Origin of the sequence: Parahoeflea halophila (assembly GCF_900220985.1) — a bacterium.
GTDB lineage: Bacteria > Pseudomonadota > Alphaproteobacteria > Rhizobiales > Rhizobiaceae > Hoeflea > Hoeflea halophila.
In genome coordinates this window covers 886,116-900,627 of sequence record NZ_OCPC01000001.1, presented here as the reverse complement: position 1 = coordinate 900,627, position 14,512 = coordinate 886,116, and the positions used below count along the sequence as shown (strand labels likewise).

10 protein-coding genes are annotated in these 14,512 nt (G+C 62.1%); 4 read left to right on the top strand and 6 right to left on the bottom strand.

The features are described from left to right. The first annotated feature begins 115 nt into the window (after positions 1 to 115). Both CRO46_RS04240 and CRO46_RS04235 read left to right on the top strand, forming a co-directional pair. Entirely contained in the window at positions 116 to 595 is a 480-nt protein-coding gene (locus CRO46_RS04240; protein ID WP_097105332.1) for a DUF421 domain-containing protein, read from the top strand. Positions 596 to 708: 113 nt separating this feature from the next. Continuing rightward, positions 709 to 954: a hypothetical protein gene (locus CRO46_RS04235; RefSeq protein ID WP_097105330.1), complete on the top strand. Its 246-nt coding sequence runs from the start codon at positions 709 to 711 to the stop codon at positions 952 to 954. 175 nt (positions 955 to 1,129) lie between these two features. Here the strand turns inward: CRO46_RS04235 and CRO46_RS04230 are convergent, their stop codons facing one another. Continuing rightward, positions 1,130 to 3,244: a methyl-accepting chemotaxis protein gene (locus CRO46_RS04230; protein ID WP_097105328.1), complete on the bottom strand. Its 2,115-nt coding sequence runs from the start codon at positions 3,242 to 3,244 to the stop codon at positions 1,130 to 1,132. A gap of 400 nt (positions 3,245 to 3,644) precedes the next feature. Beyond that, positions 3,645 to 4,175 carry a hypothetical protein gene (locus CRO46_RS04225; protein ID WP_097105326.1) on the bottom strand — a complete coding sequence of 177 codons (531 nt, stop codon included), beginning with the start codon at positions 4,173 to 4,175 and terminating at the stop codon, positions 3,645 to 3,647. 220 nt (positions 4,176 to 4,395) lie between these two features. On the opposite strand from CRO46_RS04225, the gene CRO46_RS04220 reads away from it, so the two are divergent. Then, on the top strand, positions 4,396 to 6,021 hold the full coding sequence (locus tag CRO46_RS04220; protein ID WP_244577757.1) for a cation:proton antiporter: 1,626 nt from the start codon (positions 4,396 to 4,398) through the stop codon (positions 6,019 to 6,021). On the opposite strand, the gene CRO46_RS04215 is transcribed toward CRO46_RS04220, so the two are convergent. From CRO46_RS04215 to CRO46_RS04205, 3 genes are all read right to left on the bottom strand, one after another. Next, positions 6,018 to 7,205 (bottom strand): lytic murein transglycosylase, encoded by a 1,188-nt coding sequence (locus CRO46_RS04215; protein WP_097105324.1) that lies wholly within the window; start codon positions 7,203 to 7,205, stop codon positions 6,018 to 6,020. The genes CRO46_RS04220 and CRO46_RS04215 overlap by 4 nt on opposite strands. A gap of 150 nt (positions 7,206 to 7,355) precedes the next feature. Beyond that, entirely contained in the window at positions 7,356 to 7,880 is a 525-nt protein-coding gene (locus tag CRO46_RS04210; RefSeq protein WP_097105321.1) for a GNAT family N-acetyltransferase, read from the bottom strand. A gap of 71 nt (positions 7,881 to 7,951) precedes the next feature. Continuing rightward, positions 7,952 to 8,881 (bottom strand): glycoside hydrolase family 25 protein, encoded by a 930-nt coding sequence (locus CRO46_RS04205; RefSeq protein ID WP_244577756.1) that lies wholly within the window; start codon positions 8,879 to 8,881, stop codon positions 7,952 to 7,954. 240 nt (positions 8,882 to 9,121) lie between these two features. On the opposite strand from CRO46_RS04205, the gene CRO46_RS04200 reads away from it, so the two are divergent. Next, complete coding sequence (locus CRO46_RS04200) at positions 9,122 to 10,723, top strand: putative bifunctional diguanylate cyclase/phosphodiesterase (RefSeq protein ID WP_097105319.1); 1,602 nt, start codon at positions 9,122 to 9,124, stop codon at positions 10,721 to 10,723. Positions 10,724 to 10,864: 141 nt separating this feature from the next. On the opposite strand, the gene CRO46_RS04195 is transcribed toward CRO46_RS04200, so the two are convergent. Next, the gene (locus tag CRO46_RS04195; protein ID WP_097105317.1) at positions 10,865 to 14,497 is read right to left on the bottom strand and encodes a hydantoinase B/oxoprolinase family protein; all 3,633 of its coding nucleotides are present in this window, start codon (positions 14,495 to 14,497) and stop codon (positions 10,865 to 10,867) included. Positions 14,498 to 14,512 lie beyond the last annotated feature (15 nt).

The window sequence follows — 14,512 nt, the reverse complement described above, 5'->3', positions numbered from 1 at the left end:
AATTCCGCCGCTCGCGGGTTGACCGGTGCCGGCATCGCGGCGCCGGGCGGTCCAAGCCTGGCCGGTCTTGAAGTTGTCGGCGCTGCTGCCGAGCACTTCAGGAAGGACGCCAAGAATGGAAAATCCGCTGTTTTTCGATGACTGGGCCGGAATTGGCCGCGTCCTGGTTACCGGCATACTGGCCTACGCAGCGCTGATCGTGATGCTGCGGACATCGGGCAAGCGGACGCTGAGCAAGTTCAACGCGTTTGATTTCATCATCACCATCTGCCTGGGCTCGATGCTGTCCTCGATCATCATCACCAGGTCGGTGCCGCTGGTTGAAGGGATCGTGGCGCTGGCGCTGCTGATTTCGCTGCAATTTGGCATCACCTGGCTGTCGGTGCGCTTCAAGCCGGTTGAAAACCTGATCAAGAGCGAACCCAGATTGCTGGTTCATCGCGGGGTCTACCAGGAGGCGGCGATGTGGCGGGAACGGGTGCCCGTCGAGGAAATCATGGCGGCGCTGCATGAGAACGGCAAGACGGACCTTACGGCTGATACATCCGTGGTGCTTGAGACCGACGGGTCATTGAACGTGTTCGAGGCCGCCTGACGGGGATCGGTGCCGCCTGTTACACCGCGCGCATCTGTCGCGCGGGACAGGGCGGAAGGCTGCGGTATAGTCATGTCCAACTGCCGCCCTGTTCACCGCCAGGAAGCCGTATCATGCCCAAGCTGATCCGTTTCGTGCTCCTCAACTCTGCCGTTGGCGTGCTGATCGGCTGGCTTGTGGCAGGGGCGGTGGTCTACTTCAACATCAATGGTTTCGGTGATCTTATGCTCGGATCCTCAAGCCGAATTGCGGCGGTCTTGATCCTGCTGGTGTCCTTCGGTTCCACCTTCGGATTTGCGGTGGTGGCGACGGCCGTGATGCTGATACCGGTCGACAAGGACGAGTTCGACAAGCTGTGATCTCGAGCATTTCCGGCGAGCACGGGCCGCCTCCCATGCTCCATCTCTTTGTTTGACGCAGTTCCGGACACAAAACCGGTTCCCATTCTTGCTGGAATAGCTCAAACGGACGAACAGCAAGAAGCCACGCTTACCAGCTGGCGAGCGTGGCCCTGTCAGTTTCAATGCACTGCACTCAGGCGGCGCGGGCTCTCGGGGCGTGGGCTGGTTGCGAGCCGGCCTGGCCGCTGATCTGGAAGCGGGAGATGGCCTGGTTGAGGGATTCGGTCTCGCCGAAGACCGTGTGCACGGCGGCCGTGGTTTCCTCGACCATGGCGGCGTTCTGCTGGGTGACCTGATCCATCTGGTTGACGGCCGTGTTGATCTCCTGGATGCCCGAGGACTGTTCTTGCGAGGAAGTGACCATGGCGCTGACATTTGAGTTGATCGACTGGACATGACCGCCAATCTTCTGCAGGGCTTCGCCCGTGCGGGTCACCAGAGTGACGCCGGACTGGACATGGGCTTCGGATTTTTCCAGCAGCGTGTTGATCTCCTTGGCGGCGGTGGCCGAACGCTGGGCCAGCTCCCGCACTTCCTGGGCGACCACAGCGAACCCGCGACCGGCTTCACCGGCGCGCGCGGCCTCGACACCGGCATTGAGCGCCAGCAAATTGGTCTGGAAAGCGATCTCGTTGATCACGCCGATAATCTGGGCCACCTGCCTGGACGAGGTCTCGATCTCGCTCATCGCGGTTACGGTGTCGCTGACAATGGTCTCGGATTCGCTGGCGACGCTCGAAGCCTCGCCGACCATGCGGCCGATTTCCGTGGCGCGCCTGTGCGCTGCCTGGACCGTCGAAGTGATTTCTTCGAGGGCTGCGGCGGTCTGCTCCAGCGAGGCTGCCTGCTGCTCGGTCCGGCGCGACAGATTGTCGGTCGAACTGCGGATCTCCGCCGTGCCCTGTCCGATGTTGCCAGAGCTGGTAGAAATGGTCGCGAAGGCGGTTTCGAGGCTTTCGATGGAGGTGTTGAAATCGCGGCGCACAGCTTCGAGCGTCACGGGGAAGGGCTTGGTGATGCGGAAAGCTAGATTGCCCTCTGCCAGCTTGCCCAGACCTTCGGCCAGGGCGGAGACGGCTTCCTGCAGCTGCTGCGCCTGGCGGGCTTTCTCGGCTTCGTTGGCCGCGCGCTCTTCCTCGGAGGCAAAGCGGGTTTCCTCGGCTTCGTTCTCGAGATCGATGTTGCGCTGCGCGGAGCTGCGGAACACTTCCACGGCCTTGGCCATGGAGCCGAGCTCGTCGGAGCGCTTGGTGAAGGGAACTTCGGTCTTCAGGTCACCCTTTGCCAGCAGTCCCATATAGTCAGTCATGCTGGCCAGCGGGCGATAGATCATCGGCCTGCTGATCAGCGAGATTGCGCCGGCGATAAGGATCATCAACAGGAAAACGGCTGCTGCCGCCCATTGTCCGGCAATGGCTATGGCATTGTAATCGGAGCGGTCAACGGCGACGACGGCGACGCCGATGGTGTTGCCTGAGACATCGGCAATTGGAAACACGGTATTGGCGTAGACGCCCTCGGTGCCCGGCATCGTCTCGAAAGCAACCCGCTTGCCGTTGAGGTCTGCAAGGCCGAGAGATTTCATCGGATCCAGGCCGGGGGGCAATGTGGTGCCTATCTCTTTCAGGCCTTCGCTGCTGATGGCGTAGATCGCGGCCGGGTTGCCGGTGTTGCGGGTAAATTTCTCGACGAAGCCTGAATGCAGGCTCAAGCCGAACTCGACCGAACCGATGTGCTTGCCATCGTGCGAAATCGGGGCCAGGCCACGGATGCCGATGCCGGCGACCCCGGCTTCAAGCCCGGACAGGCTGGCCTTGGTCGAATTGACCTGCAGCACCGTGTTGCGGAAGCCGGAGAGATCGTCGCCGAATTTTTCCGGCTTGTGTACCCGCAGGAACGAGGTGGCCGGGGGAAGGTGGAACTGGAACTGGCGGACGTCATATTCACTCTTGAGCATCTCAAAAGAGTTCTTGAACTCGGTAGCCAAGGTGTCGCGATCGAGCGCTGCAAAGGATTGCCGGACGCTTTGCTGTTCGGCCACCAGCTTGGCCAGCATGGTTGCCGCGCGCTGCGAGGCGGAAAGCTCGGACTGGAACTCGGTCTCGACACTGGCCAGCTTGTCCTGCATGGCCTGGGAGACAAAGCGCTCGCTCAGCGAGTAGACCGTACCAGCCACTGCAATAGCTGAAATCAGTGCTCCACCGAAAAGCAGCGTGTTGAACTTGCTGCTGATGTTCATCTTGATCATGGGATGGTCCTTGTTGCTTCGGCACCCTACGGACCGGCGTGACGTCACGGGCCGCAAGCGTGAAAAGGGGAGATCCGAAATCCTGACCCGGGGCCATCCCGAATCAACAGCATCCGTGACAGGCGAAATCTGATCCGGAAGCGCTGATGACAGGTTTTCTGGATGCTTGAGTCATTCAAACATAATTATATTTGCATTCGTACTTGATCCCAAACCCGTTGATTTTCCGTAAACCACGATCGGGCAACGGCAGAAGGAACAGAGGCGGTAATTGGGGACAGAGATGGCCGGCAGGCGGCGCCCGTGTGCTGGCCTATGCGGTGTTGTTCGTGATGCTTAGTTTGGGCAAGCGGACGCTGAGCAAGCCCAATGGATTCGATTTCATCGTCACAATCTGGTGTTAGCTTCCGTTGATGGTACGCGCGGTCTGGGTCTGCAGATGGTTGAAGAACACTTCCGCAGCCATCGCCAGATAGGAGATCAGCAGCACTCCGACATAGGTCGAGTGTTCAAGCAGCTCCGCGCGATCGCCGACAATCACATCGAAGACGGCAAAGCCCATGAAGCACAGGATCGACAGTGCAACGCCGAGATCGGCAAGCCTGATCGACCCCGGAAGTTGCCGGACCAGCTGGGTTAGCGCCCGGAAGAACAGCGCGGCCAGCGCCAGTTCCACGATTCCGGCAAAGACCAGTGTTGGCCAGACCATCGGCTCCGGGAAGGCTAGGCGGTCGAAATACATGCCGAATTTCTCGATCCGGTCGTTGCCCCACCAGTGAAACAGGCCGAGATGGGTGCGTGCAAGAAACTTGTCGAGACCGTTAAGCAGCCAGAACATCATCCAGAAGCTGCAGATGGTCAGGGTGATCGGGCGTCTGACGAGCGCGAGAAGGGGGCTGGGGGCGGCGGTGGCGCGCGGTGATGTCGGCATCCGATTACGTGCCTCTTCATGGTTTGAGCTGTGAAGGAGCCTACCACCAGACAGTTACGCGGCGTTGAACCGATATGGTTGGCGAAAGATGAACGTCTTTAGGCGTCTGCGATCCTGTCTCAACCCAAACCAAAGGGGCAGTTTCCTGACTGGTTGCGCCTTGAGTTCGTTTCCCTTCTGCAACAAAGCACACTAGGTTAAGGGCTTGAGGGAGCTTTTGATGGAAGACGAAATCTCGGATGCGGTCGGAGCGGTTGGCGGCGCGGTGGAACAGGCCGTCGCCCAGGTGGTCGAGCAGGCCGGTCACGGCGGGCATCATGGCGATGCGATGCTGGCGATCGCCGTTGCCGTTGCCATCGCGGCGTTGATGGGGCTGGGTTTCATGCGGCTCAGGCAGCCGCCGCTGGTGGGGTTCATCCTCGCCGGCCTGGCGCTCGGCCCCACCGGGCTGGGCGTGATTTCGACATCGGAGAACGTGTCGCTGCTGGCCGAGCTTGGCGTGATCGTGCTGCTGTTCTTCATCGGCATGGAATTGTCGATCAAGGCGTTCGTGCTCAGTCTCAAGCAGGCCGTGATCGTTGCCGGAGGGCAATTGTTCGCGTCAATGGTGCTGGCGGCTCTGCTGGCTTTCCTGCTTGAGGCCAGCCCGTCGGAAACTCTCATTCTGGGCTTCATCATCGCGCTGTCGAGCACCGTGGTGGCGATGAAGATGCTGGACGAGATGGGGGAGCTGCGCGGTGCGTCGGGCCGGGTGGCGGTCGGTGTTCTGATCGCGCAGGACATTGCCGTGGTACCGATGCTCATCCTGGTCTCGAGCCTTGGTGGCGATGGCTTTGATCTCGGCGAGGTGACGTTCAAGGTGGTGGTCGCGGTGGCGTTGCTGGCCGGTCTGCTGTGGTGGTTCGGCCGCAATCCGAAACTCAAGCTGCCCTTTGCCGAAGCGATCGAGGACAATGTCGACCTGCTGGCGATCGGCTCGCTGGCGCTGTGCTTTTCAGCCGCCGCCCTGTCGGGTCTTGCCGGTCTGTCGCCGGTCTACGGCGCTTTTCTTGCCGGCATCATCGTTGGCAACTCGACGCTGCGCAGCCGGGTCATTCCGGTGATCGAACCGATCCAGAGTATCCTGCTGGTGGTGTTCTTCCTCTCCATCGGCCTGCTGATTGATTTCGACTTCATTTTCGAGAACATCGCGCTGGTGCTGGCAGCGGCGCTGCTGGTGGTGGGGCTGAAGACGGCACTCAACATCTTCCTGCTCAGGATCACTGGCTCAGACCCGAAGACGGCGCTCTTGGCCGGGTTGTCGATGGCGCAGATCGGCGAGTTTTCCTTTGTGCTCGCGGCGGCCGGATTTGCTTCCGGGGCGTTCGGCTCGGACATCTACCGGCTGGCGATCGCGGTGACGGCGATCTCGCTCTTGGTGTCGCCGATCTGGTTCAACCTGATGGAGCGTGTCGAGGACATCGCCACCGAAGGACTGGTGTCTTACAAGCAGGCACTAGCGCAGGCCTATGAGGACGAGCTGGACGGTGTGGAAAACGTGGTCTGGGCGACGAGGGCGCGCTACCGGGCAGTGCGCTTTGCGCTGTACCAGCGAAGGGCCCGCCGCGCGGGTGGCAAACCGGCCCCGCGGTCCGGAAGCGAGGCCGGGCCGGTTGCGGCAGAAGCCGCCGGTCCAGAAGGTTCGGAGGAAGGTGCGGGTCCCGAGGAGAACCGTCCGGGACCGCCGCCGCCTGCGATCAACGAGGCTGCGGCAGGACCACTGCACGCGGACCCGGATCAAGCCACCGCAAACGAGCCTGAGGGAGACGCGCCCGTAGCGGACAGTGCGGAACCCAAAAAGTCCTAGAGCTGGTTGAGCAGGGACTGATCCGGCCAGCCATCGGCGGGCAGGCCGAGACGGAGCTGTTCGGCGCGGACGGCTGCGCGGGTGCCGCCGCCGAGAATGCCGTCGATCTTGCCGACATCATGACCACGGGCCTGAAGCTTTTGCTGCAGCTGTTTCATGGCGCCGTCGTCAAGGCCGTTTCCGGGATTGCCGGCATCATAGGGCTTGGCGCCGGCCAGCCTTGTGGCGAAATAGGCGGCCGAAGTCGTGTAGATGAAGCTCTGGTTCCATTCGAGATAGATCGAGAAATTCGGAAAGGCCAGAAAGGCAGGTCCGTTGCGCCCCTGCGGGAAGAGCAGGTCGGCGGGCAGGTTCTGCGAGGTGGGCACGCCGTTGGGGAAAGTGACGCCGAGCGCGGTCCAGTCGTTCAGTGTCATGTCGCTATTGAGGCCTGATTTTTCATAGGGAAAATTGCCCGATGGCACTTTGACTTCGGCAAACCAGGGTTCCCCGGCGCGCCAGCCCAGCGACTTGATGAAACGCGCGGCGGTCATGATCGCGTCTTCGGACGAAGTCTTCAGATTGACATGGCCGTCACCGTCTCCATCGACGCCGAATTCGATGATGTCGCGGGGCAGCATCTGCACCTGGCCGATCTCGCCGGCCCAAGCGCCGGTGGTTGCGTTCGGGTCGAGATCGCCGTGGCCGACCATCTCGATGGCGGCGATCAGCTGCGGCCGGAACAGCTCGGGCCGGCGGCAGTCATGCGCCAGTGTCGCCAAGGCATTCATGGTGTTGAAATCGCCCTGGACGGCGCCGAAATCGGTTTCCAGCCCCCAGAAGGCGGTGATGACGGCGGCAGGCACGCCATACTCGGCCTCGGCGCGGGCGAAGGTGTTGGCGTATTGCTTCATCTTTTTTGCGCCGACCTGCATGCGGTTGGAGCTGACCGAGCGTCTGGAAAATTCGAGAAAAGTCTGGCGGAACACGCCCTGGGCGCGGTCACGCGAGAGCACCTTGTTGTCGATCGAGGCATTGCGCAGCGCACGGGTTGCGACCTCGCCGCTGATGCCCTTGGCCATCGCCTCGGCTTGCACGCCTTGGAGAAACTGGGCGAAATTGCCGCCGCAGGCGGGCGCCTGGGCAAGGGCAGGGGTGGCGAAGATGGTTGAAATCAAAAGGGCAAATCGAAAGGTGCGTTTCATGATGGCGTCAACTCCTGAAGGGGTGGAGAAGGCACCCCAGATTTATGGCAATGATATGGTGTGATCCGAGCATATTCAGCCGCTCACGACCACAGGCAATGGTGTTAATGCGGCTTCGAGCCTGAATTCGGAGTTGGGAGGCGGCTGTGATCACGGCCCCCACAGCGCCGGCTGCATCCAGGCGTCCGGGAGCATCAGCTTTCCCTGACCTGGCGGCGGAACGGAGCCCGAGCTGAGTGATTGCCAGGCATCGCGGTACTCCTCGAGCAGGGGATAGGGCGGGGTGACGCCGGTTTCCTGACTGAAGCCGCTCCGCCCGTAATAGGCAGGATCACCGAGCACATAGACCTGTGCCACGCCGTCCTGTTTCAGCCGGCTCAGCCCTTCCCGGATCAGGGCGGTACCGACACCCTGCCTCTGCCATTCGGGCGCGACGGCGAGCGGCGCCAGCAGGGCGGCACGGGACTCGCTGCCAGTGATCGCGCCGGGAGTGAAAAGGATGTGGCCTGCCAGTGGACCACCGCCGATTGCCACCAGCGAGAGGATGCCGGGTTCTCCTGCAAGCAACGTCCGGACCAGCGGCAGAAGATCCTCGTCCGGAAAGGCGCGCGGATAGAGGCTCTCGATAGCAGGCAGATCGCTGTCCCGGCTGTCGCGGATTTCAAGACCGTGCAATGAACCCTCCTCTGTGTGGCATCACGTGCTCAAAGCTTAGGGCGGTGCAGTATGGTGAAACAAGGCGCTTTCTAGCGCGCGTATTTCTGCAGCCATTCCTGCCATTGGCTCTTGCTGCCGGCGAAGGCGTTGATGTCGGTATCGCCCTTGATGCCGGGCATCATGCCGGTGCCTGTGTATTGCCAGAACGTCCAGGGGTGGTTGGGATAGATGTCCTGCGGGTGGGCGGCGACGGAGCGCAGCCAGAACTGGTAGCCCTGAAAATGGCCGTCGAGGTTTTCACGGTGGAAGTCGACCGGGGTGTAGATGATCGGCCGTTTGCCGAAGTGACGTCCGACGATGTCCATCCAGATTTTCATTTCGGCGCGCACGGTTTCCGGGTCGGGGCGGGTGGTACAGGTCTTGGACGCGTGGTTCCACTCGACGTCAAGCACCGGAGGCATCTGGACGGATTCGCGCGGCACATTGGCGATGAACCAGGCTGCCTGTTCACGCGCCGGGCGGCAGAAATAGTAGAAGTGATAGGGCGCGTGGGGAATGCCGACCGCGCGGGCGCTGCGCCAGTACTCGGAAAAACGGCTGTCATTGTGATCACCGCCCTCGGTCGCCTTGATGAAGGCGACGCCGGCCTTGCGGACCTGGTTCCAGTCGATGTCACCCTGCCATTTGGACACGTCAATCCCGTGGACGGGATAGCGGTCGGGATGGTTCTTGCCGAAATCGACAGGCTTTCTGTCGCCGTAGCGGCCATCGCCAGGGGGTGGCAGCTTCTTGACGTCGGGTTTTATGGTTGAAGCGGCGCTCTTGGCAGCGCCGATCGGCTGGAGACCGTCCTCAAGGCTGCCGGAACTGCAACCGGTCAGGCCGATTGCGAGGGAGACCAGGACTGCGGGAAGGTTCCCCGGCCTGCGCGCGGGAGGTCGCGACGAAGTGGGGTCTGCCTGGGGTGCCAGCTTGCGCAATGAAAAATATTTTGTCGGAGCGGTCTGGCGGCTAGACATGGATTGGACTTCTGGCGAATCTTCGAGTGAAAACAGGATCTTGTGCCGGGTTCGCGCCGGCTCGCCTCCCGCCTGTGTCAGCTTCTTGCTGCACCAAAACGGGATTATAATCCGTGTTTAGTGGCAAATTCTTAAAAATTGAGTAACGCGTTAAACCAAATATTTACCCTCAGATTTTGCAGGTGACTTTTTGTTAAGCCATCACGGTGCATTGTGGCTCCCGGAACAGGAGTTTTTAGCATGATGCTGAAATCGTATGTGCCAAACGCATGCAAGCGATATGCAATCGCTGGTTTGGCAATTGCTCTGGTCACCCTGCTGGCTGCCAGTGCGTATGAGATGATTTTTGGTGCCGGCCTGGCGCATGGGGGGTATGAATTTCTTGCCAGTCCCTTCGGGCTGGCCGCGATTGCCGCCTCGCTTGGGGTCACCATTCTGGTTGCCGGTCTTGGCTATCGCCATGACCGTCTGGCGCGTCAGATCCGAAGCGAACGGGCCGCAACCGAACAGTTGCGCCAGGCAGCCTACCACGACAGTCTGACCGGTTTGCGCAATCGTCACGCGCTGAACGAGGACGTGCAGCGGATCATCCGCAACAAGACCGGTAACGCTGCGCCGGCCGCGCTGCTGCTGTTCGATCTGGATCGCTTCAAATCCATCAATGACACAATGGGGCACGTCGCAGGCGACTTGGTGCTCAAGACACTCGCGGACCGGTTGCTGAGTTACTGCAAGCCGGGTCAGCGGGTTTACCGGCTGGGCGGCGACGAGTTCGTGCTGCTGTGGGAAAGGGCGCCGGGTACCGAAACGATCTCAAACTTCTGCGAAGGTCTGGCAGCTTTCGTGTTTCGTCCGGTGGAAAGTCCGCTCGGGGTGATCGACACCGACGGCAGTATCGGCATTGCGGTCTCGGACGCCAGTGTGGCGACGCTCTCGGAATTGCTCAAACGCGCAGATCTTGCGCTTTACCATGCCAAGGAAAGGCCAGGGTCAAGCCACAGCTTCTTCACCCGCGACATGGACAGCGAGCAGCAGAAGCGGCTCCGGAGAGAAGCAGAGATGCGCGCCGGAGTGGACAAGGGAGAATTCCATGTCGACTTCCGGCCGGTATTGAGGGCCGGCACGCTGTCGATCAGCGGATTTACCGTGGAGCTGCGCTGGACCCACCCCGAGGAGGGAGACCTCGTTCAGTCCCAATTCATGGCGACGGCAGAGAGTAGCGGGCTGATCCTGCCGCTAGGCAAATGGATGCTTGAACGGGCGCTCGCGGATGCCAGCGGCTGGCCGGAAAAGGCGGACATCATCCTGCCGGTCTATGCGCTGCAGCTCCGCGACCCGGGCTTTGCGGCTTCGGTGATCGCGGCGATCGAGGCTGCTGACTTCGATCCGGACCGCCTGGTACTGGTCGTCCAGTCCAATGCGACCAGCACCGACGGCGCCATCGTGCTCGGCAATCTCGAGCGGCTGCGGGAGAAGGGTGTAAAGATTTCCGTGAGCGAGCTTGCGGCGAGCATTGCGGGACTGTCGATGACACGTGCATTCCCGGTCGACCGCGTCCATCTCGATCTCGCCGGGATCAGAAAGATCGCCGGCGAAGGGCGGCTTGTGCAGATGCTGACACTGCTCCTGCAACTTGCCTCTACTGTCGAAACGCCTGTGACGTTGAGCGGTGTCGACAGCCTTGAAGATCTCAAATGCGCGTGCGACGCTGGAGCGGAGCACGTGCAGGGCAAGTTTGCCGGGCCGCGGTTCTGCACGCTTCAGGCAGCCCGCTTTCCCATGGCGGCCGACGATCCGGCACCAATTGCCCGGTCGGCACTGGCGTTGCTCAGAACCGCCTGACCACGGTACGGCCCGGGCGGTTGCCGGTCCGATCCGCCCCGGTAATGGCTGCCGATCTCAGGGGCGGGCTCTGACAGGCCACCATTGCAATGCTTACAGTCGCCTTTGCGCATCCAACTGGATGCGCGGCGCTGATGAGACTCAGGCCTTGCCCGCGCCACCGGCTGTCGGCGTCGTCAGGATCACCGCCTCGCCGGCCTCAAGCACGGTCTGGTCGCACGCTTTCAGCGTCTCGATGCTTCCATCGCGGCGGCGGATCTCGGTTTTGCCGACCTGGCCTTCCCCACCACCATCGATGCCAAGCGGCGGGCGGTTGCGGTGCGACGACAGGATGGCGAGATCCATGCGCTCGAGAAAACGGATGGTGCGCCTGGTGCCGTTGCCGGCGCTGAATCGCCCGGTGCCGCCGGAGCCCTCGCGGATGTGGAAATCCTCGAGTTCGACAGGAAACCGCATTTCGAGGATTTCCGGGTCGGTGAGCCGCGAATTGGTCATGTGGACATGCACGCCGGATGTGCCCTCGAAGCCACGGCCCGAATTCTCGTAGCCGGCGGGCGAGCCCGAGCAGATGGTTTCGTAGTACTGGTACTTGTCGTTGCCGAAGGTCAGGTTGTTCATTGTGCCCTGGCTGTTGGCCAGCGCGCCGAGTGCGCCGAAGAGCGCATTGGTGACGTGCTGCGAGGTCTCGACATTGCCGGCTACGACGGCGCGCGGGTAGGCCGGTTTGAGCATCGAGCCCTCGGGGATGATGATGCGGATCGGCCTGAGGCAACCGGCATTCATCGGGATCGGCTTTTCCACCATAACCCGGAAGCAGTAGAGCACGGCTGCGCGGGCTACCGGTTCGGGCGCGTTGAAGTTGTTTTCCATCGCGTCCGAGGTGCCGGTGAAATCGACGGTCGCCTCACGCTTGTCGCGATCGACCGAGATCTTCACCCTGATCACCTGGCCGGTGTCGGTCGGGTAATCGTATTCGCAATCGGAAAGGGTCTCGATTACCCGGGCGACACTTTCTGCAGCATTGTCCTGGACGTGTCCCATGTAGGCTTCGACCACGTCGAGCCCGAAATCGGACACCATCTTGCGAAGATCGGCAACGCCCTTTTCGTTGGCGGCGATCTGGGCCTTCAGGTCGGCGACGTTCTGGGTGACGTTGCGGACCGGGTAGGGGTGGTTGGTGAGAAGCTCGACAAGTTCCTTCTCACGGAACCGGCCGCGCTCCACGATGCGGAAATTGTCGATCAGCACGCCTTCCTCATCCACGGTGGTGGCGAGCGGGGTCATGGAGCCGGGTGCGGTGCCGCCGACATCGGCATGGTGGCCGCGCGAGGCCGCCCAGAACAGGATCTCGCTGCCGTCATCGGAGAAGACCGGAGTGACGACTGTGATGTCGGGCAGGTGGGTGCCGCCATTGTAGGGCGCGTTGAGCGCAAAGACATCACCGGGATGAATGTCGCCCTGATTGAGGCGGATGACGGTTTCGACCGAGCGGTCCATCGAGCCGAGATGCACCGGCATGTGCGGGGCATTGGCGACAAGGGCGCCGTTGCGGTCAAACACGGCGCAGGAGAAATCGAGCCGCTCCTTGATGTTGACCGAATAGGCGGTGTTCTGCAGCGTCACGCCCATCTGTTCGGCGATCGACATGAACAGGTTGTTGAAAACCTCGAGCATGATCGGGTCGGCCTGATCGGCGCCGATGGCGAGCGCGCGTTCGAGTTTTTCGTAGCGGGTCAGCACAACATGGTCGAACTTGTTGATCTTCGCTTCCCAACCGGGCTCGATGACGATGGTCTGGTTGGGCTCGATGATCAGGGCAGGGCCGGCAATGCGGTGGCCGGGACGCAGGCTATCACGGCGGATCACCATGGCGTCGCGCCATTCGCCGTTCGAATAGATCCGGCGGGTTTCGCCGCCGTCCGGGTCCATCGTCGTCATCAGGTGCTCCGGCTCGGTGCGATTGTCCTGACGGTCGTCGATGCCTTCCACCGAGATGGCCTCGATGATGATGGTCTTGTTGTCATAGACAAAGCCGAACTGGGCCTTGTGTGCAGCTTCGAACTCGTTGCGTGCCGCGTCGAAATCGAAATCCGAAAACGCCACCGGGATGGTGGTGTCGGTGCCGTCATAGCGCAGCTGCAACATCGGACGCCAGCTGATGGCGTCATCGGGCACGCCCTGGGTGGCCAGTTCCTCGAAGACCCCCTTGCACAGAACGTCGATGAGCAGTTTGACATCGACGCGGCTGTCTTCCGACAGCGGCTTGATCAGCGCCTGCTGGCGGCTGGCAAAAACGCTTGCCAAGCCGATGCCGTAGGCTGAGAGAAGGCCGGAGAAGGGGTGGATCAGGATCGATTCCATGCCTAGGGCGTCGGCCACCAGGCAGGCATGCTGGCCGCCGGCGCCGCCGAAGCAGTTGAGCAGGTAACGGGTGACGTCGTAACCGCGCTGAACCGAGATCTTCTTGATGGCATTGGCCATGTTCTCGACCGCAATGGTAACAAATCCTTCTGCGATTTCCTCGGCCGTCTTGCCGGGCTCATCCGCAGCCAGCGCCTCGAATGCCTGGCGCACCGCGTCCGTATCAAGCGGCTGGTTCTGGTCGGGACCGAAGATGGCCGGGAAGAAATCGGGCTGCAGCTTGCCGAGCATGACGTTGGCGTCGGTCACCGTCAGCGGCCCGCCACGTCGGTAGCAGGTCGGGCCGGGATTGGCGCCTGCGGAATCCGGGCCGGCGCGGAACCGGCCTTCACCGGCATGCAGGATCGAACCGCCGCCGGCGGCGACGGTGTGGATGCGCATCATCGGGGCCCGGATGCGGACGCCGGCGACTTCGGTGTCGAAGGCGCGCTCGTAGTCACCGTCATAATGGGCGACGTCGGTCGACGTGCCGCCCATGTCGAAGCCGATGACCTTGTCGAAGCCGGCCAGCGCTGCGGTCTCGACCATACCGACGACGCCGCCGGCGGGACCGGACAGAATGGCGTCCTTGCCGCGGAACATGTCGGCTGCGGTGAGGCCGCCCGACGACATCATGAACTGAAGCGTGGGGCCGGGCTCGCCCGAGGGCGTGGCGCCGAGCACGCCGGCAACGCGGTCGACATAGCGCCTGAGGATCGGTGAGAGATAGGCGTCGACCACGGTTGTGTCGCCCCGGCCGACGAGCTTGGCCAGCGGCGAGACCTGGTGACTGACGGAGATCTGCGAAAAGCCGGCGCGCTTGCAGGCGTCCTCGACGATGATTTCGTGGATGGCGTTCTGCCAAGAATGCATCAGCACCACGGCGACGGAATCAATGCCGTCGGCATGGGCTTTGGCGAGTTCGGGCTCCAGCGCTTCGAGACCCGGGCCGCGGACCGCCTTGCCGTCGGCCATGGTGCGTTCGTCCACCTCGATGACGCGCTCGTAGAGCTGCTCGGGCAGGATGATTTCCTTGGCGAAGATGTCGGGCCGGGCCTGGTAGGCGATGCGAAGTGCGTCGCGGAACCCCCTGGTGATGACGAGAAGCGTCCGGTCGCCCTTGCGCTCAAGCAGCGCATTGGTGGCAACCGTGGTGCCCATCTTGACGTGGCCGACACGCGAGGCCGGGATCGGAGTTTCCTGATCGATGCCGAGCAGATCGCGAATGCCCTGGATGGCGGCGTCGGAATAGGCTTCGGGGTTTTCCGACAGCAGTTTGCGCTGGTGCAGGGTGCCATCGGGCGCGCGGCCGACCACATCCGTAAAGGTGCCGCCGCGATCGATCCAGAAGTCCCAGAGTTCGGAGTTTGTCATAGCTGTCTCCCTGCG